21 protein-coding genes are annotated in these 21,603 nt (G+C 68.2%); 8 read left to right on the top strand and 13 right to left on the bottom strand.

Annotated elements, in window-relative coordinates; all coding sequences use genetic code 11:
* Positions 1-41 precede the first annotated feature (41 nt).
* Positions 42-854 carry a LuxR C-terminal-related transcriptional regulator gene (locus EXE63_RS20515; protein ID WP_168143448.1) on the top strand — a complete coding sequence of 271 codons (813 nt, stop codon included), beginning with the start codon at positions 42-44 and terminating at the stop codon, positions 852-854.
* Here the strand turns inward: EXE63_RS20515 and EXE63_RS20510 are convergent.
* The 3 genes from EXE63_RS20510 to EXE63_RS20500 are packed head-to-tail and all read right to left on the bottom strand — an operon-like array spanning position 851 to position 5,243.
* A complete protein-coding gene (locus EXE63_RS20510; RefSeq protein ID WP_168143447.1) occupies positions 851-1,642 on the bottom strand; it encodes a nitrilase-related carbon-nitrogen hydrolase in 792 nt (263 codons plus the stop codon). The two genes, EXE63_RS20515 and EXE63_RS20510, sit on opposite strands and share 4 nt — an antisense overlap.
* Positions 1,639-3,459: an ABC transporter ATP-binding protein gene (locus tag EXE63_RS20505; protein WP_168143446.1), complete on the bottom strand. Its 1,821-nt coding sequence runs from the start codon at positions 3,457-3,459 to the stop codon at positions 1,639-1,641. The genes EXE63_RS20510 and EXE63_RS20505 overlap by 4 nt, the downstream gene beginning before the upstream one ends.
* Positions 3,456-5,243, bottom strand: a complete 1,788-nt coding sequence (locus tag EXE63_RS20500) for an ABC transporter ATP-binding protein (protein WP_234904199.1) — start codon at positions 5,241-5,243, stop codon at positions 3,456-3,458. Before EXE63_RS20500 ends, EXE63_RS20505 begins: the two co-directional genes overlap by 4 nt.
* Positions 5,244-5,389: 146 nt before the next feature.
* Here EXE63_RS20500 and EXE63_RS20495 point away from each other — a divergent pair, with 146 nt between their 5' ends.
* The 3 genes from EXE63_RS20495 to EXE63_RS20485 are packed head-to-tail and all read left to right on the top strand — an operon-like array spanning position 5,390 to position 8,258.
* Positions 5,390-6,133, top strand: a complete 744-nt coding sequence (locus EXE63_RS20495) for a potassium channel family protein (protein ID WP_234904198.1) — start codon at positions 5,390-5,392, stop codon at positions 6,131-6,133.
* A gap of 46 nt (positions 6,134-6,179) precedes the next feature.
* Positions 6,180-6,884 (top strand): response regulator transcription factor, encoded by a 705-nt coding sequence (locus tag EXE63_RS20490; RefSeq protein ID WP_087027092.1) that lies wholly within the window; start codon positions 6,180-6,182, stop codon positions 6,882-6,884.
* Between the two features lie 15 nt (positions 6,885-6,899).
* Positions 6,900-8,258, top strand: a complete 1,359-nt coding sequence (locus tag EXE63_RS20485) for a sensor histidine kinase (protein ID WP_168143443.1) — start codon at positions 6,900-6,902, stop codon at positions 8,256-8,258.
* 73 nt (positions 8,259-8,331) lie between these two features.
* Here the strand turns inward: EXE63_RS20485 and arfB are convergent, their stop codons facing one another.
* Genes arfB through EXE63_RS20475 form a run of 3 tightly spaced genes read right to left on the bottom strand, consistent with a single transcriptional unit; the run spans position 8,332 to position 9,795 of the window.
* Positions 8,332-8,448, bottom strand: a complete 117-nt coding sequence (arfB, locus tag EXE63_RS33625; protein ID WP_436277612.1) for a channel accessory protein ArfB — start codon at positions 8,446-8,448, stop codon at positions 8,332-8,334.
* A 1-nt stretch (position 8,449) separates the two neighbouring features.
* Entirely contained in the window at positions 8,450-9,415 is a 966-nt protein-coding gene (gene arfA, locus EXE63_RS20480; protein WP_168143442.1) for a channel-forming protein ArfA/OmpATb, read from the bottom strand.
* Between the two features lie 17 nt (positions 9,416-9,432).
* A complete protein-coding gene (locus tag EXE63_RS20475; RefSeq protein ID WP_168143441.1) occupies positions 9,433-9,795 on the bottom strand; it encodes an FKBP-type peptidyl-prolyl cis-trans isomerase in 363 nt (120 codons plus the stop codon).
* A 32-nt stretch (positions 9,796-9,827) separates the two neighbouring features.
* On the opposite strand from EXE63_RS20475, the gene EXE63_RS20470 reads away from it, so the two are divergent.
* Positions 9,828-11,384, top strand: a complete 1,557-nt coding sequence (locus tag EXE63_RS20470; protein WP_168143440.1) for a phytoene desaturase family protein — start codon at positions 9,828-9,830, stop codon at positions 11,382-11,384.
* Here EXE63_RS20470 and EXE63_RS20465 read toward each other — a convergent pair.
* The 6 genes from EXE63_RS20465 to pdxH all read right to left on the bottom strand — a co-directional run bounded on the left by EXE63_RS20465 (position 11,381) and on the right by pdxH (position 16,751).
* Positions 11,381-11,791: a MarR family winged helix-turn-helix transcriptional regulator gene (locus EXE63_RS20465; RefSeq protein ID WP_168143439.1), complete on the bottom strand. Its 411-nt coding sequence runs from the start codon at positions 11,789-11,791 to the stop codon at positions 11,381-11,383. The genes EXE63_RS20470 and EXE63_RS20465 overlap by 4 nt on opposite strands.
* Entirely contained in the window at positions 11,784-13,205 is a 1,422-nt protein-coding gene (locus tag EXE63_RS20460) for a DHA2 family efflux MFS transporter permease subunit (protein ID WP_168145677.1), read from the bottom strand. The genes EXE63_RS20465 and EXE63_RS20460 overlap by 8 nt, the downstream gene beginning before the upstream one ends.
* Before the next feature lie 94 nt (positions 13,206-13,299).
* A complete protein-coding gene (locus EXE63_RS20455; protein ID WP_234904197.1) occupies positions 13,300-14,628 on the bottom strand; it encodes a citrate synthase in 1,329 nt (442 codons plus the stop codon).
* A 45-nt stretch (positions 14,629-14,673) separates the two neighbouring features.
* The gene (locus tag EXE63_RS20450) at positions 14,674-15,369 is read right to left on the bottom strand and encodes a TetR/AcrR family transcriptional regulator (protein WP_168143437.1); all 696 of its coding nucleotides are present in this window, start codon (positions 15,367-15,369) and stop codon (positions 14,674-14,676) included.
* Positions 15,362-16,051: a TetR/AcrR family transcriptional regulator gene (locus EXE63_RS20445; protein WP_168143436.1), complete on the bottom strand. Its 690-nt coding sequence runs from the start codon at positions 16,049-16,051 to the stop codon at positions 15,362-15,364. The genes EXE63_RS20450 and EXE63_RS20445 overlap by 8 nt, the downstream gene beginning before the upstream one ends.
* 40 nt (positions 16,052-16,091) lie before the next feature.
* Positions 16,092-16,751, bottom strand: a complete 660-nt coding sequence (pdxH, locus tag EXE63_RS20440; protein ID WP_234904196.1) for a pyridoxamine 5'-phosphate oxidase — start codon at positions 16,749-16,751, stop codon at positions 16,092-16,094.
* 54 nt (positions 16,752-16,805) lie between these two features.
* On the opposite strand from pdxH, the gene EXE63_RS20435 reads away from it, so the two are divergent.
* The 3 genes from EXE63_RS20435 (at position 16,806) to EXE63_RS20425 (ending at position 19,098) form a co-directional block, all read left to right on the top strand.
* Complete coding sequence (locus tag EXE63_RS20435) at positions 16,806-17,933, top strand: citrate synthase 2 (protein ID WP_168143435.1); 1,128 nt, start codon at positions 16,806-16,808, stop codon at positions 17,931-17,933.
* The gene (locus EXE63_RS20430) at positions 17,930-18,538 is read left to right on the top strand and encodes a maleylpyruvate isomerase N-terminal domain-containing protein (protein ID WP_168143434.1); all 609 of its coding nucleotides are present in this window, start codon (positions 17,930-17,932) and stop codon (positions 18,536-18,538) included. The genes EXE63_RS20435 and EXE63_RS20430 overlap by 4 nt, the downstream gene beginning before the upstream one ends.
* Before the next feature lie 107 nt (positions 18,539-18,645).
* Positions 18,646-19,098, top strand: coding sequence for a VOC family protein (locus EXE63_RS20425; protein ID WP_168143433.1), 453 nt, complete (start codon positions 18,646-18,648; stop codon positions 19,096-19,098).
* Here the strand turns inward: EXE63_RS20425 and EXE63_RS20420 are convergent.
* Positions 19,079-21,580 (bottom strand): family 1 glycosylhydrolase, encoded by a 2,502-nt coding sequence (locus EXE63_RS20420; protein ID WP_168143432.1) that lies wholly within the window; start codon positions 21,578-21,580, stop codon positions 19,079-19,081. The two genes, EXE63_RS20425 and EXE63_RS20420, sit on opposite strands and share 20 nt — an antisense overlap.
* Positions 21,581-21,603 lie beyond the last annotated feature (23 nt).

The raw sequence follows: 21,603 nt of genomic DNA, 5'->3' as shown, positions 1-21,603 counted from the left end.
CACACTCACCTGACCGCTACCCCCGAAAGAGGGGAACACCCGTGACTCCCCTGCTGAGGCCCCGCGACACCGACGCGGTGCGCGCCGAGTTGCGCCGGGTATCCGTCGAGGGCGGGGTCCCGGTGCTGTTCGGCGGCGAGGTCCAGGGCGATGCGCTGCTGCTCAGTGAGTTCGTCGGCACCCGGACCGGGCTGCTGCGCGGCCTGGTGGTGCGGTCGAGTTCCGGGCTCGGCGGGGCGAGCATGGTCGAGGGCCGGCCGCTGTCGGTGGCCGATTACCGCAACGCCTCGACCATCACGCATGACTACGACGCCCCGGTGCTCTCGGAGGGCATCCGTTCGGTGCTGGCGGTGCCGGTGATCGTGGACGGCGTGCCGCGGGCCATGCTGTACGGCGCGTACCGGTCCGGGGCGCCGTTCGGGGGCCGGGCCGCCGATCTGATGGTCGGCTCCAGCCGCCGACTGGCCGACGAACTCCGTATCCGCGACGAGGTGGACCGCCGGATGCGGTTGCGGGAGGGGCAGCAGACCGGGGCGGCCAACCCGGAGACCATCCGCGAGGTATACGCCGGGCTGCGCATGCTGGCTGCTCGCACCGACGCCGATACCGGCACCGAACTGCACCGGCTGGCCGACCTGCTCTCGATGCCGTCGCAGGACGTGCATCTGACCCCGCGCGAGCTCGACGTGCTGGCCCAGATCGCGCTGGGCTGCACCAATGCCGAGGCCGCCGAACGGCTTTCGCTCAAGACCGAGACGGTGAAGAGCTATCTGCGCAGCGCCGCAGCGAAACTGGGCACACGGACCCGGCACGAGTCGGTGTCCCGGGCGCGCCGGGCCCGGTTGATTCCCTAGTACAGCTCCGGGCGCCGGTCGGCGAACACATCGTTGTTCGCGCCGAGGGTCTTGCTGGGATCGACGCTCACGACCGCGGAGGCAATACCGTCCGCATCGGGCGTCGCGACAATCCAACCGTCCCGGTCGACGACGGCGGTGCCGCCGGTCCATTGCACACCGCGCTCGGTGCCGTGCCGGTCGGCGATCGCGATCGGCAGGCGCGAGGCCCGCGCGGCGGCCATCGCCTGGATGGTCTCGGGCGCATGCTCGCCGGTCGGCCGCTCGGCGAGCGGCCAGTTCACCGGCAGCGCCAGTACTTCCGCGCCGGCCAGCGCCAACCGCCGTGGCACCTCCGGGAATTCGATGTCGTAGCAGATCGCGACGCCGAGCCGGCCGATCGGAGTGTCGAGCACCATCCCCGCCTCGTCACCCAGGCTGAAGAACCGGTACTCCTCGTCCCACAGGTGCGCCTTGCGGTAGCAGCCCAGCGTGCCGGTCCGGTCGAACACCAGCGCGGAGTTGAACAACTGCTCGCCCACGCGCTCGCAGAACCCGATCACCGCCACCGCGCCCTCGGGCACAGCATCGGCCAGCCCCGTCAGCCGCGGGTCATCCACCGTCATCGACAATCCGCGGGCCTCATCGATGTCGTGGAAGACGTACCCGCTGGTGGCCAGCTCCGGCAGCACGATCAGATGCGGCCCCGGCTCGGAGCGCTGCAGGGCAGCGTGGGCAGCGGCGAAGTTGCTTGCCTCATCGCCGAATTCGATCGGCAACGCCACCGACGACACCCGCAAAAGGCTCATGCCAGCGACTCCACCCACGCGCGGTGCAGGGCGGCGAACCGGCCGTCCCCACCGATCAACTCGGCCGGCGGCCCGTCCTCGACGACCTCGCCGTGTTCGAGCACCAGCACCCGGTCGGCGATCTGCACGGTGGACAGCCGGTGCGCGATCACCACCGCGGTGCGGTCGGCCAGCACCGTGGCCAGGGCCTGCTGCACCATCCGTTCGCTCGGGATGTCCAGCGACGAGGTGGCCTCGTCGAGGATCAGCACCGCCGGGTCGGCCAGGAACGCCCGGGCGAACGCGATGAGCTGGCGCTGCCCGGCCGAGAGCCGGCCGCCGCGCTTGGCGACATCGGTCAGGTACCCCTCGGGCAGCGCGTCGATGAACCGGTCCGCCCCCACCGCGATCGCCGCCTCGCGGACCTCGGCGTCGGTGGCCGACGGCTGGCCGAACCGGATGTTGTCGGCGACGGTGCCCTCGAACATGAAGTTCTCCTGGGTCACCATCACCACATGCGAACGCAGGTCGGCCTGGGCGATGTCACGCAGGTCGGTGCCGTCCAGCGTCACCGACCCGCTGACCGGGTCGTAGAAGCGGGCCAGCAGTTTGGCGATGGTGGTCTTGCCCGCGCCGGTGGTCCCGACCAGCGCCACGGTCTGCCCGGCCGGGATGTCCAGCGTGAGCGACGGCAGCACCGGTCGATCCGGCACGTAGGAGAAGTGCACATCGCCGAAGGTGATGTGGCCCTTCACGTCCTTCAACCGCACCGGATGCGCCGGGTCCTCGATATCGGGATCCTCGTCGAGCACCCCGGCGATCTTCTCCAACGCCGCCGACGCGGACTGGAAGGTGTTGAAGAACTGCGAGATCTCCTGCATGGGTTCGAAGAAGATGCGCAGATACAGCAGGAAGGCGGTCAGGGTGCCCAGCGTCATCTGGTCTTCCAGCACCAGATATCCGCCGTAGAGCAACACCGCGCCGGTGGCGAGGTTGCCGGTCAGCCGCACCGCGGGCATGAAGACCGCCAGCAGTTTGAAGGCCCGCTCGTTGATCGACTTGTACTGGTCGGCAACGTCTTCGAAGATCTCCTGGTTGCGCGGTTCCCGGTTGTAGGCCTGCACCGCCTTGATGCCGGTCATGGTCTCGACGAACTGCACGATCACCAGCGCCGCGGCCTCACGCACCTTCAGGTAGGTGCGCGAGGACTCGCTGCGGAACCACATCGTCAGACCGACCAGGATCGGGAACGCGCACAGGCACGCCAGCCCGAGCCGCCAGTCCAGCACGAGCAGCAACACGGCGGTGCCGAACATGGTCAGCACCGCGGTGATCAGACCGTCGAATCCGGTGGCCAGCATGTCCTGGATGGCGTCCACGTCGTTGGTCGAGCGCGCCACCACCCGCCCCGAGGTGTAGCGGTCGTGGAATGCCACGTCGAGGCGCTGGAAATGCCGGAAAAGCCTGCGCCGCAACTCGATCAGGATCTCCTGGCCGATGCGGCCGGACCGGCGCAGGAAGTACATCCGGCTGGTGGCCTGCAGCAGCACCACACCGCACAGGGCGCCCAGGATCAGGAACAGTTCGTGCGCGGTGCCCCCGGCGGCGATCGGCGGGATGCCGTGGTCGATACCGCGCTGCACCAGCAGCGGCACCGACAGCCGGGCCGCGTTCTCCAGCACGACGACCACGGCGAGCACCGCCACCACCGACTTGTAGGGCCGCAGCAGCGATCCCAGCAGCGTGCGGGCCTCGCGGCGCCGGGAGATCGTCTCGTCGATGGGCAGGTTCTCGTCATCCGCGGAGACCGCCTTGCCCCGCCAGTCGGTGGTGCTCATTGGCCGGCCTCGGCGAGTTCCTCATCGGCGGCCAGCAGATACCGGTACTCCGGCGCGTCGGCCAGCAGCTCGGCGTGCGTCCCCACCCGGGTGACGGTGCCGCCCTCCAGCAGGGCGACCCGGTCGGCGAGCAGCACCGTGGAGGCCCGGTGGGCCACCACGATGCCGGTGACATCACGCAGCACCCGGCCCAGCGCCTCGGTGACCTCGGCCTCGGTGTGCACGTCCAGCGCCGACAGGGTGTCGTCGAGCACCAGGATGCGCGGGTCGGCGATGATGGAGCGGGCCAGCGAAAGGCGTTGCCGCTGCCCACCGGACAGGCTCATGCCCTGCTCACCGATGCGGGTGTCCAGACCGAACGGCAGGTCGTAGACGAACCCGGCGGCCGCCACGTCGATGGCCTCGGCCAACCGCTCCTCGGTCGCGTCCGGGTTCCCGAGGCGAAGGTTCTCGGCCACCGACATGGAAAACAACGTCGGGTCCTCGAAGGCGGTCGCCACGGTGTGGCGCAGCGCGGGCAGCGACAGCTCACGGATATCGGTGCCGTCGACCAGGATCGCGCCCTCGCTGACATCGTGCAGCCGGGACAGCAACGCGGCCAGCACGGATTTCCCGGATCCCGTGGCACCGACCAGCGCGACGGTCTCCCCGGACTCCACCGCGAGGTTCACGTGCCGCAGCGCCCAGTGCTCGCTGTCCGGGAAGCGGAACCCGACGTCGACGAGCTCCAGCCGGCCGCCGCGCGGCGCCTCACGGTGCGGTCCGTCGCTGATCGTGCGGGGCTCGTCGAAGATCTCGGCGACACGGTTGGCCGCCGTCATCGACTCCTGGGTCATCGAGAGCAGGAAGCCCAGTGAGGCGATCGGCCACACCAACGACAGCATCATGGTGATGAACGCGACCAGCGTGCCCATGGTGACCAGGCCGTGACCCGCGGCGTACGCACCGAACCCGAGCACGATGATCAGCGTGATGTTCGGGATGACCTCCAGCAGCGTCCAGAACTTGGCGGACACCCCGACCTTGCGCACCTCGGTGTCGAACAGGCCGGTGGCCCGCTCGTCGAAGCCGCGGTAGGCGTGCTCTTCACGGCCGAAGGACTTGATCACCCGCAGCCCGAGCGCGGATTCCTCGACGTGGGTGGCGACATTGCCCGCCTGATCCTGCGACTGCCGCGACAACAGGGTGAACTGGCGCTGGAAGTGCAGGATGGTGAGCGTGATCGGCACGATGGCCACCACCACGACGACACCCAGCGGCCAGTACATCGCCAGCAGGATGGTCGTCACCACGATGATCTGGACGACGTTGAGCATCAGGAACAGCAGCCCGAAGGACAGGAACTGCCGGATGGCGCTCAGATCATTCATCACCCGCGACAGCAGCTGCCCCGACTGCCAGTTGCCGTGGAACGACATCGGCAGGATCTGCAGCCGGGCGTAGAGGTCCTTACGGATATCGGCCTCGACGCCCATGGTCGCGCGGGCCACCAGCCAGCGCCGGATGAACCACAGCACCGCCTCCATGACCAGCAGGGCGGTGGCCGCCAGCCCCAGCGTCCACAGGCCCGCGGAATCCTTCTCGCGCACCGGGCCGTCGATGACGGCCTTGGTGAGCAGGGGCACCGACACCGTGGCGGCCAGGCTGACGAACGCCGCCACCACCATCGCGATCCAGCGGACCCGGTAGGGCTTCAGGTACGGCAGCAGCCGCAGGATGTCCGAGGACGACCTGATGCGCCGCGGTGGCGGCGCGATCGCCGGCACCGATTGCAGTCCTGACACGCGCAACCACCTCCTCCCCCTACCCATACTGAGTTCTACGCCATGAATCCGACAACCGGATTAACCGCCGCCAGGCCACCGTAAAACCTCAACAATGGATGAGGTCAATTGTTTCCCCGCCCGGCCCACGTCTACCGTCGGAACACGTGTACGCCGAAACGTTGGGCAAACTGGAAGCCTGGGAACGACGAGCCGAGTGGCCGCTGGCCGGGGTCGCGCTGATCTTCCTCGCCGCCTATGCCGTTGAAGTACTCGCCCAGCCGCGGGGTGCCGCGGTGGCCATCATCATCTGGGCATCCTGGCTGGTCTTCGCGCTCGACTACGTGGTCAGACTGAGCCTGGCCTCGGACCGGTGGCGATGGTTCTACCGGCACCTACTGGATCTGCTGATCGTCGCACTGCCACTGCTGCGGCCACTGCGCCTGGTCCGGCTGCTGATCCTGATCCAGGTGTTGCAGCGGGCCGCCGGGAGCGCGATTCGCGGCAGGGTGGTGCTCTACACGGTGTTCGGCGCCGTCCTGCTGGTGTTCGTGGCCTCGCTGGCGGTCCTGGACGCCGAACGCCCAGAGCCCGGCGCACACATCACCGACTTCGGTGAAGCGCTGTGGTGGTCGGTGACCACGATCACCACCGTCGGATACGGCGATCTGACACCGATCACGACCACCGGCAGAGTGATCGCCGTGCTGCTGATGATCGGTGGCATCACACTGGTCGGTTCGATCACCGCAACGCTGGCCTCCTGGATCGTCGAGCGCGTCTCCGACGACCGTGCCGCCGACCATGCGGTGACGACCGGGCACATTCGTGAGGTCCTCGATGAGATCGATCAGCTACGCGCCGAGGTTCGGCAGCTGAACAGCAGGGTGGGCAGCGACACCGGCGAATGACGCGGCATCCCCCGGATGCCGCCGTCTTTCAGGCAGTATTGGCGCCATGGAAAGTGGTACCTCGGCGTCGCCTCGGGTTCTCGTCGTCGACGACGACCCCGATGTCCTCGCCTCGCTGGAACGTGGCCTGCGGCTGTCCGGGTTCGAGGTGTCCACCGCAGTCGACGGCGCCGAGGCCCTGCGCAGCGCCACCGAGACCCGCCCGGACGCGATCGTGCTGGACATCAACATGCCGGTGCTCGACGGTGTCAGCGTGGTCACCGCGCTGCGCGCGATGGACAACGACGTGCCGGTCTGCGTGCTGTCGGCCCGCACCAGCGTCGATGACCGCGTTGCCGGTCTGGAGGCCGGCGCCGACGACTATCTGGTGAAGCCCTTCGTCCTGCAGGAGCTGGTGGCCAGGGTCAAGGCGCTGCTGCGCCGCCGCGGGTCCACCGCGACGTTCTCTTCGGAGACCATTTCGGTGGGGCCACTCGAGGTCGACATCCCGGGCCGCCGCGCCCGGGTCAACGGCACCGATGTCGACCTGACCAAACGCGAATTCGACCTGCTGGCCGTGCTGGCCGAGCACAAGACCGCCGTGCTGTCCCGCGCCCAGCTGCTCGAGCTGGTGTGGGGTTACGACTTCGCCGCCGACACCAACGTGGTCGACGTGTTCATCGGCTACCTGCGCCGCAAGCTTGAGGCGGGTGGCGCGCCCCGGCTGCTGCACACCGTGCGCGGTGTCGGCTTCGTGCTCCGGACCCAGTAGTTCAGAGGCGACCCCGTGGACCTGAACGACCGGCTGTACCGCGCGCTGGGCCTTCCCAAGCGCATCCTGTCGCTGCGCACCATCGTCATCGTGGCCGCGCTCGGGGTCGTTCTGACCGTCATCATCATCGGTACCTGGGTGTGGATCGGTATCACCAACGAGCAGTACAGCCAGCTGGACCGGCGCCTCGACTCGATCAGCAGCCTCGGGGACGTCAGCACCCTGCTCAGCAGCGCCATGGCCGACGAGACCGACGCCCCGGTGACCGACCCCGATCTGGTGCGCACCGCGCGCATCGGCGGCGCCACCGTGTCGATTCCCGCCGATGTGGTGCTGCCGAAGTTCCCGGTCGGTTTCGAGACGACCACCATCAACGGCACCGAGTACCGGGTGCGTACCTTCTCCGCCGGGCAGGCTTCCATCGCGTTGGGCGCGACCCTCACCGACACCAAGCATCAGATCGACTCCCAGCACCGCCGGGTGCTGCTCATCAGCGGCGGCGTGATCGCCGGCACCGCCCTGGTCGGGTGGATCATCTCGGCGGTCATGATCACCCCCTTCCGCCGGCTGGCCCAGCAGGCCCGCGCCATCAACGCGCAGTCCAACCCGGACGAGGTCAACGTGCGCGGGGTGTGGGAGGCGAGCGAGATCGGCGAGGCCGTGGAGGGCATGCTGGCCCGCATCGGCGATGAACAGCAGCGCACCAAGGCCGCATTGGAGTCGGCCCGGGATTTCGCCGCGGTCGCCTCCCATGAGCTGCGCACCCCGCTGACCGCGATGCGGACCAACCTCGAAGTGCTGGCCACCCTGGACATGCCCGACGAACAACGCGTGGAGGTGCTCGGTGACGTCATCCGCACCCAATCCCGCATCGAGGCCACCCTGTCCGCGCTGGAGCGCCTCGCCCAGGGCCAGCTGTCCACCTCCGATGACCACGCGCCGGTCGACCTGACCGAACTGCTGGACCGCGCGGCGCACGACGCCATGCGGGTGTACCCGGAGTTGGACGTCTCGCTGGTGCCCGCGCCGACAGTGCTGATTCTCGGCCTGGCGGCCGGCCTGCGGCTGGCCGTCGACAATGCGATCGCCAATGCGGTGAAACACGGTGACGCGACCCGGGTTCAGCTGTCGGCGGTGAGTTCCCGTGAGGGCGTGGAGATCGCGGTCGACGATGACGGCTGCGGCATCCCCGAGGAGGAACGCACCAAGGTTTTCGAGCGGTTCTCCCGGGGTTCGACGGCATCGCATTCCGGCTCGGGCCTCGGCCTCGCCCTGGTGGCCCAGCAGGCCGAACTACACGGTGGCACGGCATCATTGGAAGCCAGCCCGCTGGGCGGAACGCGCCTGCTGCTGAAACTACCCGGCCCGCACTAGGGTGTCCTGCGCAACGTGAAGGCCAGCGTCAGCACGACGCCGAGGAAGAACGACAGTGCCAGCAACGCGGCGTTCACGACGACTCCTGTTCATCGGCCGGCCTGACCAGCAGCACGGTCGCTCCCCACGCCACCGCCGAACCGAGCACGAACGCCAGCAGGTACCAGAACCACTGCATCACGAATGCCATCTCATCCCCCTGCGCTGACCGTGATCTCGATACGACGGTTCTGCTCCCGGCCCGACCCGCTGTCATTGCTCGCGACGGGCTCGGATGAACCCACCCCCTGCGAGGTCACCAGCCGAGGGCGCACCCCCCTCGAGATCAGGGCGTCGGCGACAGCTTTCGCCCGACTCGCACCGACCGAGAGATTGACCGCGTCGGTGCCGGCGTCATCAGAGTGCCCGATGACCGACACCCTCGCGTCCGGGCAGGCCTGCAACTCGTCGGCCAGTTGGGCGAGCAGCGGTGCCGAACTGTCCGCCACCCGGGACCCGTTGGCGTCGAACTGGATCGGGGTACGCAGCAGGCCCGAGATGGCTTGCTGCAGATCGGCGCACTCGCCGGTCAGGCCCGGACTCGTCGGTGCCTGCGGCGCCACACCGGGCGTGATCACCGCGATATCGTCGACCACCGCGAGATCGGGCCAGGCGGACTGCACCGCGTCCTCCACACCGGTGGCGACCGCCTCCGACGTCGCGGTACCGGTGAGGACGATATCGCCGCCGTCGATGCTGAACCCGAAGTCCGGCAGCGTCGCCGCCGCGTTCAGCACCGAGTCCAGACCGGCCAGGTCGACCGCGGTGATCCCGTCGATGACGGTCAGCAGGTCGATGACATCGGAGCCCGGCAGCAGCGTCCGGGCCCGGTCGAGAGCAAACGTGCGCGACAACTCATCGGGCACCTGACCGCTGAACACGACGTCATTACCACTGTGCTGCAACGACAGTGGCGCCATCAGCACGGTGGCACGCGCACCGTTGGTGGGGGTTGGGGTGGCCTGCGTGTTGATCTCGGCGAGCGGTAGCGAGTCCTCGGTCTGATGCCACCCGCCCGTCCCGATGAGGGCGAGGACCAGCGGCACCGCGATGAGGGCGGCCAGCCAGCCCGCGCCCGGCGGCCGCCGGTAGAAGCGGGTCGCGCCGGGCTCGGGCATGCTCCGGGTCGCCTGGCTCAGCGAGCTGCCAGCAGATCGATCACGAATATGAGCGTCTTGCCCGACAACTGGTGTCCGCCACCGGCCGGACCGTAGGCCAGCTCCGGCGGGATGGTGAGCTTGCGACGGCCACCGACCTTCATGCCGGGAATACCGTCCTGCCAGCCCTGGATGAGACCCCGCAGCGGGAACGAGATGGCCTCGCCGCGGTTCCATGAGCTGTCGAATTCTTCACCGGTGTCGTACTCGACTCCCACGTAATGCACCTGCACGGTGCCACCCGGCACCGCCTCGGCGCCGTCGCCGACCGTCACGTCTTCGATGACCAGTTCGGCGGGTGCGGGGCCATCGGGAAATTCAATCTCGGGTTTCGTTGCCACGGTTTCCCACCGTAGTCGGGCAAACTGGTTTTGTGGCCCCAGACCAAGACATCGTGATCGTCGGAGGTGGGCACAACGGTCTCGTCGCGGCGGCGTACCTGGCCCGCGCGGGACGGCGGGTCACTCTGCTGGAACGGCTGGACCATGTCGGGGGCGCCGCGGTGTCCGCGCACGCCTTCGACGGTGTGGACGCACGGTTGTCCCGCTATTCCTATCTGGTGAGCTTGTTGCCCCGTCGCATCATCGAGGATCTCGGTGCCCGGTTCCGGCTGGCACGTCGCCGCTACTCGTCCTACACGCCGGATCCGGCCAACCGGGGCGCCACCGGTCTGTTGATCGGGCCGCGAAACACCTTCGCCGCCATCGGCGCAGGTCCCGACGAGGCGCGGTTCAACGAGTTCTACCGGCGCGCGCGGCTGGTGACCAGCGCCGTGTGGCCGACGCTGATGTCACCGCTGACCACCCGCAACACCATCCACAACCGCGTGCTGGCCGCCGGTGACCCGGCCGCCGGCGCCGCCTGGCAGGCGCTGATCGAGACACCCATCGGGCGCACCGTGGCCGAGGCGGTGCGCCACGACCTGGTGCGCGGGGTGATCGCCACCGACGCACTGATCGGCACCTTCGCCGCCACCGACGACACGTCGCTGGTGCAGAACATCTGTTTCCTCTACCACCTGCTCGGCGGCGGCACCGGCGACTGGGACGTCCCGGTCGGCGGGATGGGCGCGGTGACCGGTGCGTTGAGTGCGGCCGCCTGCGGTTTCGGCGCCGAGATCCGCACCGGCGCCGAGGTGTATGCGATCAGCCCGGACGGGGATGTCAGCTACCGCACCCGCGATGGTGAGCACACCATCCACGGTCGGCATGTGCTGGCCGGGGTGACCCCCGCGGTGCTGGCCCGGCTGCTCGGCGAGCCGGAGCCGAAAGTGGCTCCGGGCGCTCAGATCAAGGTCAATCTGATGCTGAAGAGGCTGCCCCGGCTGCGCGATCAGTGGGTCGGCCCGGAGCAGGCGTTCGCAGGCACCTTCCACATCAACGAGACACTGCGCCAGCTGGACGGTGCCTATGCGGCAGCGTCGTCGGGCGCGATACCCGATCCGCTGCCGTGCGAGGTGTACTGCCACTCGCTGACCGATCCCAGCATCCTGTCGGAACCGTTGCGCAGCAGCGGCGCCCACACCCTGACCGTGTTCGGACTGCACACCCCGCACGGCCTGCTCGCGGAGTTGGATCCGGACACCGCCCGCATCAAACTGGCTGCGGCGGCGCTGCATTCGCTGAACTCGGTGCTGGCCGAGCCGATCCAGGACGTCGTGATGCATGACTCGTCCGGTCGGCCGTGCGTGGAGGCCAAGACCACCACCGATCTCGAGGACGCGCTGGGCATGACCGCGGGCAACATCTTCCACGGCGCGCTGGGCTGGCCGTTCGCCGAGGATGATGAGGAGCTCGACACCCCGGCACGGCGCTGGGGTGTGGCCACCGACCACGACGCCATCCTGCTGTGCGGTTCGGGTACCCGCCGCGGCGGCGCGGTGTCTGGTATCGGCGGGCACAATGCGGCGATGGCGGTGTTGGAGAGTTAGCCCAGCTTTTCCAGAAGTGCCTGCAGCGCAGCAAGTTCCGCAGCGTCTAGTCGACGCAACGGTGCGGGTGCCGGGTTCTCGACGGTATCGATGACCGCCAGCAGCTCACGCCCGGCGGGGGTGAGCGACACCGTCTTGGAGCGACGGTTGCCCGGGTCGATCTGCCGGACCACCAGCCCGCGCTCCTCCAGATCGTTGACGGCCACGGTCGCGGCGGGGGCATCGATCGTGGCGGCGGCCGCGATCTGCTTGACCGACAGCGGCTCGCGGGCCAGTCGGCTGAGGATGCGAATCCTGCTGAACGGCAGACCGGTCCGGTCCACCACGGCTCGTTTCCAGGTGTCCTGGTTGTTGATCACCGTCGACGACATCAGTCGCCAGACCTCGTCGGCCAGATTATCAGGCATCGGCCGCCGCCTTCGGGGCGTCGATGAGTGGGGCGAGTCTGCGGGCCGAGTCCATGGCCCGCGGCGACGTCGACACGAAGCCCAGCACCGTGATGACCACCCCCAGCGCCACACACACGAGCCAGAGTGGGCGTGCCGCGGCGGTGAAGTCCCCAGTGCCGGCCAGCGCCGCTCCGGCTACCGAACCGCACAGGGCCACACCGATACTCACGCCGATCTGGCGGCTGGTACTGGTCACCGCGGAGGCGGCGCCGGCCCGGTCCAGCGGCATCCCGCTGACCGCTGCGTTGGTGATGGGCGCGTTGACCATCGAGAAGCCGATACCGAACACCGCGAACACCGTCATCAGCGCCCACACCGGCGCGGACTCCGGCAGTAGCGCCAGCACAGTGGAGGCCACCGCGATCATCACCCCGGACACCAGCAGGGACGGCCGGGCCCCGTAGCGGCCCACGAGCCGGCCCGACAGCGGCGAGAACACCAGCGCACCGACCGCGATCGGCAGGTAGATCAGTCCGGTCTGGACGGCCGAATAGCCGCGCGCACCCTGCAGATACAGCGACATCATGAACAGCAGCGCACCCCAGGAGGCGAATGCGCAGATGGCGATCACCGTCGCGGAGGCGAACGGCACACTGCGGAAGAAGCGCAGATCGATGAACGGGTCGGTGCGCCGCGACTCATAACGCAGGAAGGCCGCGAAGGTCAGCACAGACGCCGCGCCCGCGGCGATGACCCGCACGTTGTCCCAGCCCAGCGCGGGGCCCTCGATGAGGGTGAAGACGGCGCCGAACAGGAACACCACCGCCAGCAGCTGGCCGACCGGGTCGATGTTGCGCATCGTGGCCGAACGGGTCTCCGGCACGAAGATCGCCGTCAGCACGATGGCCGCCAGACAGATCGGCAGGTTGATCCAGAACACCGCCCGCCAGCTGATCAGGTGGATGAGCAGGCCGCCGACGGTGGGGCCCAGCGCCATCGAGATACCGACCACCGCGCCCCAGATACCGATCGCCCGGGCACGTTCGACCGGGCCGGTGAACACCTGCGAGATGATGGACAGCGCCACCGGATTGAGCATCGAGCCGCCGATGGCCTGCAGGAACCGCGCAGCAATCAGGGCGTCGATGCCCGGAGCCAGGCTGCACAGCAGGGAGCCGATCGCGAAGATCAACAGTCCGGCCTGGAATACCCGGCGCCGGCCGAAGCGGTCACCCATGGCACCGGAGAGCATCAGCAGCGAGGCGAGCACCAGGGTGTAGACGTCGATGACCCACTGCAGCTGGGATGCCGTCGCACCCAGGTCGGCGCGGATCGACGGGATCGCGACGTTGACGATGGTGGCGTCCATCGACACGATCAGCAAACTCAGACAACAGGACGCGAGGACGATCGCCTTGCGCCGTGGCGTCAGCGTGCCGATGGTGTCATTCACACAACTATTGTGAAACTACAACTGTTCAGCGGGCAAGCACGCCCGTCGTGAGAAATCTCGCAGTTTCGCGGTGTCAGCGTCCGCCGAGGTCGACGTAATCGCGCTCGGTGTAGCCGGTGTAGATCTGGCGCGGGCGGCCGATCTTGCCGGGCTCGGAGTGCATCTCGCGCCAGTGCGCGATCCAGCCGGGCAGCCGGCCGAGCGCGAACAGCACGGTGAACATCCGGGTCGGGAAGCCCATCGCCCGGTAGATGACGCCGGTGTAGTAGTCGACGTTCGGGTAGAGCTTGCGCTCGACGAAGAAGTCGTCGGTCAGTGCGATCTCCTCGAGCTGCTTGGCAATGTCCAGCAGCGGATCATCGACGCCGAGCTTGGCCAGGATCTTGTCGGCCTGCTCCTTGACGATGCGCGCCCGCGGATCGTAATTCTTGTAGACCCGGTGCCCGAAGCCCATCAGCTTCACGCCGTCCTCGCGGTTCTTCACCTTCTTCACGAATGTCGCGACATCGTCGTCGCCGTCGCGGATCTTCGTGAGCATCTCCAGCACGGCCTGGTTGGCGCCGCCGTGCAGCGGGCCCCACAGCGCATTGATGCCGCCGGAGATCGAGGTGAACAGGTTGGCCTGCGAGGACCCTACGAGGCGCACCGTCGAGGTCGAACAGTTCTGCTCGTGATCGGCGTGCAGGATCAACAGCATGTCCAGGGCGCGGACGATCTCGGGATCGACCTCGTAGGGTTCGGCCGGGAAGCCGAACGTCATCCGCAGGAAGTTCTCGACCAGCGTCAGCGAGTTGTCCGGGTACAGGAACGGCTGCCCCTCGGACTTCTTGTAGGCGTACGCGGCGATGGTCGGCAGCTTGGCCAGCAGGCGGATCGTGGACAATTCGACCTGCTTGTTGTCCAGCGGGTCCAGCGAGTCCTGGTAGTAGGCGCTCAGCGCGTTGACCGCCGAGGACAGCACCGGCATGGGGTGCGCGTTGCGCGGGAACCCGTCGAAGAAGCGCTTGAGATCCTCGTGCAGCAGGGTGTGCCGCTGGATCTGGTTGGTGAACGACGCGAGCTCATCGGGGGTCGGCAACTCACCGTAGATGAGCAGGTAGCTGACCTCGATGAAGGTCGACTTCTCGGCGAGCTGCTCGATCGGGATACCGCGGTAGCGCAGGATGCCCGCGTCACCATCGATGTAGGTGATCGCACTCTTGGTCGACGACGTGTTGACGAAACCGCCGTCGAACGTGGTGTAACCCGTCTTGGCCAGCAGCGGCCCCAGCGCGATACCGTCCGAACCCTCAGAGGCGTGGACGATCTCCAAGTCCAGGGAGCCGCCCGGATAGGACAGGGTGGCTTTCTCGTCAGGGCTGGAGTTGTCGGCCACTGGAACCCCTTCTCTGGGCGTCGGCATGGGTGAGGCGACCGGAAGCCGTCTCTTGATACTGGACGGTAGTCGCTAACAATCCGGCGCGCTTGCGGGGGGTTCCCCGGCGCGCGGATCCGTCGACTCCGGGGCCGAGGTCCACGGCCGCCACGTCCGGGTCAAGGTCTCGTAGGCCGCCGAGATGCGGGCAGCAACGATCTCCGGCTCGATGGGCGGGTGACCGGGCGTGCCCAGGCCCCGGGTCGCGGCGTTCATCAACGCGGTCCAGGTCTCCAGCACCATGTGCACCGCGTCATGGTCTTTGGGCAGACCCATCCGCTTGGCGACGGCGACGACCGTGGGGAACTGGTCGGCCTGCTGGCGGTAGGGAATGTTGGTCACCGCGAGGCTCGCCGAGGAGTTCACGATCTGGATCAGCGCCGCCATTCGATGGAAGATCGGCGTCGGCCGGCCGTCCCGGCCGGGCTGCACGGCCTTGAGATGGGCCCGCAACATCGCCTCGAACTCGTTGATATCGGTGGGCAGACGTTCCAGCTCGTCGGCGACGAATGCGGCGGTGTCCTCGATGATGGCGAAGATCACTGCTTCCTTGGTCGGGAAATACCGACTGAAGGTGCGCGGCGAGACATCCGCGGCGGCGGCGATCTGCTCGACGGTGGTGTTGTCGAAACCCTGCCGCTCACACAGTTCTGCCGCAGTCTCGATCAACGTGGCGCGGGTCCGCAGCTTCTTTCGCTCCCGCAGCCCGCTCGGCTGCCGCTCAGGCATTCGCCGGGATATCGTCGGCGGCCGCCTGTTGGTCCGGGCTGGTGGCGAAGATCTGGCCGGCGAACCCGGCGACCTGTTCACAGGCCTGGTTGAGCCGCTCGATCATCAACAGCGGGCTCAGCGGAATTCCGTCGACGTCCTCGACCAGGTCGCCGCATGCGGCGATGATGATCGCGGAGAAGACCGAAAGCCCCAGCAACAACTGGCGGTCATCCTCCGCTACGCCCATGAGCTCGGCCAGCGCGGCCAGCACCGCAGGAGACCTGAATTGGAACGCACTCTGCTGCAGGGCATCTGCGCTGTTGATCACCCGCAGGGTGAGCACGACGCGGTCACTGGTGAAGCCACCGACCTGACCGGCGGCGGACTTGGTGAGCACCGCGATGTGGGCGGCCCGCAGCGCCTCGATCGGGCCGATACCGCGCGGCAGAAGAGCCACTTCGGCAGCGATCTCGTGGGACAGATCCTCCAGCAGGGTGAGGAAGACGGCTTCCTTGCTGGCGAAGTACCGGCTGTACGTACGTGGTGCCACCTCGGCCACCGCAGCGATCTGGTCGACGGTCGTCTGCTCGTAGCCGTGACGCAGACAAAGCTCCAGCGCCGCGTCGATCAGGATGGCCCGGGTGCGTAGCTTTTTTCGTTCGCGCAAACCGAGATCGGTTTCCCTGTCCGCAGCGGCCACCAAGGAATCCTAACCCGACCGCCGGGGAGAGCGCCGGAGGTTACGGCTGAAGGCGCTCCACTCGTCCGTCCGCCGGCGTGATCCGAATCCTGTTATGCACCCGGTTTTCCCGGCCCTGCCAGAACTCGACGACTTCGGGCGCGATCAGGTATCCACCCCAATTGGGCGGAACAGGAACGGCTTCGAGCTCCGCGAACCGGGCCGTGACATCGGCGAGCCGGCCGAGCAGTGCCGCACGGGAGGCGATCGGCGCGGACTGCTGCGAAGCCCACGCACCGAGCTGCGAGCCGCGCGGCCGCTTGGACCAGTAGTCGGCGGTCGCCTCGGCCGGCACCCGGATCACCGGGCCGCGCACATGAATCTGGCGACCCAGTCCGTACCACGGGAAGGTCGCGGAGGCATACGGCTGTATTGCCAATTGCTCGCCCTTGGCGGAGTCGTAGTTGGTATAGAAGGAGATCCCGTGCTCGTCGGCGCTCTTGCACAACACGGTGCGCGTCACCGGCCTGCCCTGGGCGTCGACGGTGCCGACCACCATCGCGTTGGGTTCGGACAGCCCGGCGTCGTGGGCCTCGGCCATCCATTGGTCGAACAACACCAGCCACCCGTCGGCCACCCAGTCCGCGTCGAGATCCGCGCTGCCGTCTTTCTCGACCGACCCGTATTCGGCCCGCATCCGCGCGAGCTGTTCCGGTTCCATCTGCAAAACGGTACGCGCGCGGCGGCGGTCGCGGACGAATGCGAGAATCGGCGCATGACGGAGCTGTCGTCGGTGCCCAAGGATTTCGTTCCCGGACTCGCGGGGGTGGTGGCGTTCACCACCGAGATTGCCGAGCCGGACAAGGACGGCGGCGCGCTGCGCTACCGCGGCGTCGACATCGAGGACCTGGTGGACCGCAGGGTCACCTTCGGCGAGGTCTGGGGCCTACTGGTCGATGGCGACTTCGAGCGCGGGCTGCCACCGGCCGAACCGTTCCCGCTGCCGATCCATTCCGGCGATGTCCGGGTGGATGTGCAGGCCGGGCTGGCCATGCTGGCGCCGATCTGGGGATACGCGCCGATCCTCGACATCGATGACGACACCGCCCGTGATCAGCTCGCCCGCGCGTCCGCGATGGCGCTGTCCTACGTCGCCCAGTCCGCCCGCGGGATCTACCAGCCCGCCGTCCCGCAGCGCTCCGTCGATGAATGTGCCACCGTCACGGCACGTTTCATGACCCGCTGGCAGGGTGACCCGGATCCCCGGCATGTCGAGGCCATCGACGCCTACTGGGTGACAGCCGCCGAACACGGGATGAATGCCTCCACCTTCACTGCCCGCGTGATCGCCTCCACCGGTGCGGATGTGGCGGCGGCGCTGTCCGGCGCGGTAGGCGCCATGAGCGGGCCACTGCACGGCGGCGCGCCCGCCCGGGTGCTGCCGATGCTCGACGAAGCCGAACGCAGCGGTGACGCCCGGGCGGTGGTGAAGGGCATCCTGGATCGCAACGACAAGCTGATGGGCTTCGGCCACCGCGTGTACCGGTCCGAGGACCCCAGGGCCCGGGTGTTGCGCGCGACCGCGAAACGTCTCGGCGTGCCCCGGTACGAGGTGGCGGCAGCCTTCGAGCAGGCCGCGCTCGCCGAACTACGCGAGCGGCGGCCCGACCGCGCCATCGAGACCAATGTGGAGTTCTGGGCCGCGGTCATCCTGGATTTCGCCCAGGTGCCGCCGAAGATGATGCCCGCGATGTTCACCTGCGGGCGGACCGCAGGCTGGTGTGCGCACATCCTGGAGCAGAAGCGGCTGGGCAAGCTGGTACGCCCGTCGGCGGTGTACGTCGGGCCCGACCCGCGCTCCCCGGAGTCGGTCACCGGGTGGGACCGCATCGCCGCGTCATGACCTCTTCGGTATTCGCCTCGGCCGCTACGGCTTTCGCGCGGCTGGTGCGGGCGATACCCGAAACGTCCTGGGACGGTCCGGGCTTGGGCGACTGGGATATGCGCGCGTTGGTCGGACACACCTCACGCTCGCTCATCACCGTCAGCGAGTATCTGCGCGCGCCGGCCGATCATGAGGATGTCGACGACGCCGTCGCCTACTATGTGTGGGTCCGGGAGTTCATGGGTTCCGCCGGCGCCGAGGCCATCAACGAACGCGGCCGCCAAGCCGGGCGTGATCTCGGGGCCGACCCGGCCTCCGTCGTGGACCGCCTCGTCGCGCGGGCACTGGCCGACGTCGAGAATGCCGGCGATCCGGTCATCAGCGTCATCGGCGGGCTGGGCATCCGGTTGTCGCACTACCTGCAGACCCGGGTGTTCGAGCTGACGGTGCACGGGGTGGACATCGCACGGGCGGCAGGCCTGGATGTCGAGCTACCCGCCGATGCCGTGGAACAGTCCGCAGTGCTGGCCACCCGGGTGGCCGCCCGGCTGGGACAGGGCGAGACGGTGCTGACGGCGCTGACCGGTAGATCCGCCCTACCACCGGGCTACTCGGTGGTCTGAGCACCTTTCGCCCCTATACGTGTCACACCCTCGTGGTTGCATGCGATGAGATCGGGCCGCGCCCCCGGTCTATAGATCGTCAGTCGCCCCGAGATCAGGAGAACATCATGGCCATCGAAGTCACCCCCGCCGTCATCCCGCACCTGTGCGTCGACGACGCCCCCGCCGCCATCGACTTCTATGTCAAGGCATTCGGTGCCACCGAGATGGGCCGGGTGCCGCAGGCCGACGGCCGGCTGATCCACGCGGCAGTGCAGATCAACGGTTCCACCATCATGCTGAACGATGATTTCCCCGAGTTCGACAACGGCAAGTCCCAGACCCCGAAGGCCTTCGGCGGCACCCCGGTCACCATCCACCTCACCGTCACCGATGTGGATGCCGAGTTCGCGCGTGCCGTCGAGGCCGGCGCCGAGGTGATCATGCCGCTTGACGACCAGTTCTGGGGTGACCGCTACGGCATGGTGCGCGACCCGTTCGGCCACCAGTGGTCGCTGGGGCAGCCGGTCCGTGAGGTCAGCATGGACGAGATCGCCGCGGCTATGCAGGAACAGTCGTAGCCCCGGGCAGGTAGAGCGCCAACAGGCCCGTCGGCAGCGCGTTCGCGCCGGTGATCTGGCTGATCGCCGAGATGCTGGCAGGCTTGGGGGTCCGCTCGAGCTCGGGTGTGGCCGGGTCGGAGCCATACAGGCCGAACTGCAGGTGGTATCCCTCCGACCATTCCAGGTTGTCGACGAAGGACCAGTAGGTGTAGCCGCGGATGTCGGTACCGTGCGCCACCAGGTCCTGCACGACGGCAATGTGGTTGACGATGTAGGACGGCCGCTTGGTGTCGTCATCGTCGGCGACGCCGTTCTCGGTGATCCACAGGGGTTTACCGTAGGAGGCAGCGACTTCCAGTACCTCGCGGAAGCCGCCCGGGTCGATGGGCTGGTTGAAATCGCTGCAGCTCTGCGACGACGGCTCACACCGGAACGGGATGCCCTGCAGGAAGTTGAAGCCCGGCAGCGGGGCGAACCCGAAGCCGCCCATGGGTTGTGAGCCGTAGTACTGCACCCCCAGGAAGTCGACCTTGTCGGCGAACTCGGGATGGATCTCGTCGGCCGTCTTCTTACCGTCGAAGTTCGCGTCGATCCAGCCGTCGATGACCGCGTTGGGGAACCACTGGTTGAACACCTTGTTCCAGGCGTCCGCGGCCGCGACGTCCTGCGGGTTCACCGGGTTGGCCGGCCGCGCGGGCACCATGTTGTTGGCGAAGCCGACGAACGCGGTGTCATCCCACTTGTGGATGGCGTCATAGGCGGCGACGTGCCCCTTGGCCTCGTTGGTCACGAAGCGGGCGGCCAGATCCGGGCGCAGCACCCCCGGCGGCCAGCTCGGCACCAGCCCGGGGATGGCCAGGAATTCGGTCATCACCGGCGGGAACGGTTCGTTGAGCGTCACCCAGTTGTCCACCTGGTCGCCGAAGGTATAGGCCAGGAACGCGGCGTACTTCTCGAACTCGACGGGCGTTTGATCCGACAGCCAGCCCGCCGCGGGCGCGGGCAGCCCCAGCTGGATGAGCGGGCGCGCGGTGATCGGGTCGTGCACCCACAGCGGCAGCGTGAAGTGGTTGACGGTCACCAGCGGCTCCAGCCCGTGGGCGCGTAGCGCGTCGAACACGGCCCGGTAGTGCGCCACCTCGACCGGGTTGGCCAATGCCTGCAGGGCCTGCAGATCGGCCAGGCTCACCCCGCCGCCCTCATCCGTGATGTCGATGCCCGCAGTGGAATTGGGAAAGATCCGGCTCCACTCGATCGACATCCGGAAGGTGTTCATGCCGAGTTCTTCCTTGGCCAGCGCGGCATCGGAGTCATAGGACACGTAGGTGCCCGGCCCGTTTTCCGGGACGCCGTTGGTCAGGCCGAGCAACTGGTTGAGCGGGTGGTGCACCCACTTGTACCAATCGGAGTTCGGGTCGATCGGCGATCCGGGCCCGCCTTCGGCCTGGAATCCGGCATGCGCCACACCCCAATGGAAATCGTCGGGGAAGGACAGGTCGACACCCTCCACCGGGTCGACGTTCACCGTGATGGTGCGGGCCACCGCGTGCCCGCCGCCGGGACGGATCAGGTTGCCCAGGATGGGGACGTGCTGCAGGAAACCGAGCGGGCCGTGCCAGTGCACGCCGGCGCGTTCATCGTCGACCACGACGGTGAACGAGTCGGTACCGCCGGTGGCGGCCATGGCATTCGTCGGTCGATAGATGAAATCGCCTGTGCTCTGGTTGATCTGGACTACACCACCATTGATCGGGCGGCCGATCACGGTGTAGGTCAGTGGGTCGCCGTCGGGATCGGAAGCGCCGACGTTGCCGAGCACCTGACCGGTGCTGGTCTGCGTCGTCTCGCCGGAGGGGTCGATCTTCGGTGAGCCGTTGAACAGTTCGCGGCGCACCCAGGCCAGCACCGCCCACACCGAGGGCGGGCCGACGGGTCCCGCGGGCAGTCCCGCGGCGAACGGGCTGAGCACCGCGCCGACCAGACTCTTGACGACATTGGCCACATAGCGGATCGCGGTGACCGGGTTGGGCAGCGTCGACGTCCATTTCACCGGGGCGGCTGCGGTGGCGGCCACCGGGGCAACGGCCGCGACCACCGGCGCTGCGGTCTGCACCTGAGCCCGCTCAGACACACTCGGAGCTGCGGGCGTGTCGGTGTCCGCGGGTTCGGTGTCGACGGGCTCGGTGCCGTCGTCCTCATCGACCGCCGGGGTGCCCGATGTGGGGCCGCTCAGGCGCGGCGAGGACAACCCCCCGCGCGGGCTGGTCTGTGCCTGCCGGACGGTCCGCGGCGCCACCCGGCGCTCGGGCTTCTTGACCTCCGGTTTCGACTCGGACTCGGCCTCGGGTGTCGAGGCTTGTGCCGTGCCCTGGTCGGCGCCCTGCTCCGTGCCCTGCTGAGCACCTGGGGTCTCGGCCGCCGCCAGACCCGGATACCCCCACCCGGTCGCCGACCAGATGCCGACCACCACTGCCACACCCGCGACCCGACCACTACGCATTCATTTCGTATACACGCTGCGCA

This window comes from Mycolicibacterium frederiksbergense (assembly GCF_012223425.1).
Classification (GTDB): Bacteria; Actinomycetota; Actinomycetes; order Mycobacteriales; family Mycobacteriaceae; genus Mycobacterium; species Mycobacterium frederiksbergense.
The sequence above is the reverse complement of the archived record's forward strand: the minus strand, read 5'-3'. Positions and strand labels throughout refer to the sequence as shown.

Excerpts from the sequence above, each read along its gene's own strand:
- EXE63_RS20510 (WP_168143447.1), bottom strand. The coding sequence starts at position 1,642 with ATGAGCCTTTTGCGGGTGTCGTCGGTGGCGTTGCCGATCGAATTCGGC.
- pdxH (WP_234904196.1), bottom strand. The coding sequence starts at position 16,751 with ATGGAACCGGAACAGCTCGCGCGGATGCGGGCCGAATACGGGTCGGTC.
- arfA (WP_168143442.1), bottom strand. The coding sequence starts at position 9,415 with ATGCCCGAGCCCGGCGCGACCCGCTTCTACCGGCGGCCGCCGGGCGCG.
- EXE63_RS20505 (WP_168143446.1), bottom strand. The coding sequence starts at position 3,459 with ATGAGCACCACCGACTGGCGGGGCAAGGCGGTCTCCGCGGATGACGAG.
- arfB (WP_436277612.1), bottom strand. The coding sequence starts at position 8,448 with ATGGCATTCGTGATGCAGTGGTTCTGGTACCTGCTGGCGTTCGTGCTC.
- EXE63_RS20435 (WP_168143435.1), top strand. The coding sequence starts at position 16,806 with ATGACGGAGCTGTCGTCGGTGCCCAAGGATTTCGTTCCCGGACTCGCG.
- EXE63_RS20420 (WP_168143432.1), bottom strand. The coding sequence starts at position 21,580 with ATGCGTAGTGGTCGGGTCGCGGGTGTGGCAGTGGTGGTCGGCATCTGG.
- EXE63_RS20465 (WP_168143439.1), bottom strand. The coding sequence starts at position 11,791 with ATGCCTGATAATCTGGCCGACGAGGTCTGGCGACTGATGTCGTCGACG.
- EXE63_RS20430 (WP_168143434.1), top strand. The coding sequence starts at position 17,930 with ATGACCTCTTCGGTATTCGCCTCGGCCGCTACGGCTTTCGCGCGGCTG.
- EXE63_RS20450 (WP_168143437.1), bottom strand. The coding sequence starts at position 15,369 with ATGCCTGAGCGGCAGCCGAGCGGGCTGCGGGAGCGAAAGAAGCTGCGG.
- EXE63_RS20455 (WP_234904197.1), bottom strand. The coding sequence starts at position 14,628 with ATGCCGACGCCCAGAGAAGGGGTTCCAGTGGCCGACAACTCCAGCCCT.
- EXE63_RS20490 (WP_087027092.1), top strand. The coding sequence starts at position 6,180 with ATGGAAAGTGGTACCTCGGCGTCGCCTCGGGTTCTCGTCGTCGACGAC.
- EXE63_RS20425 (WP_168143433.1), top strand. The coding sequence starts at position 18,646 with ATGGCCATCGAAGTCACCCCCGCCGTCATCCCGCACCTGTGCGTCGAC.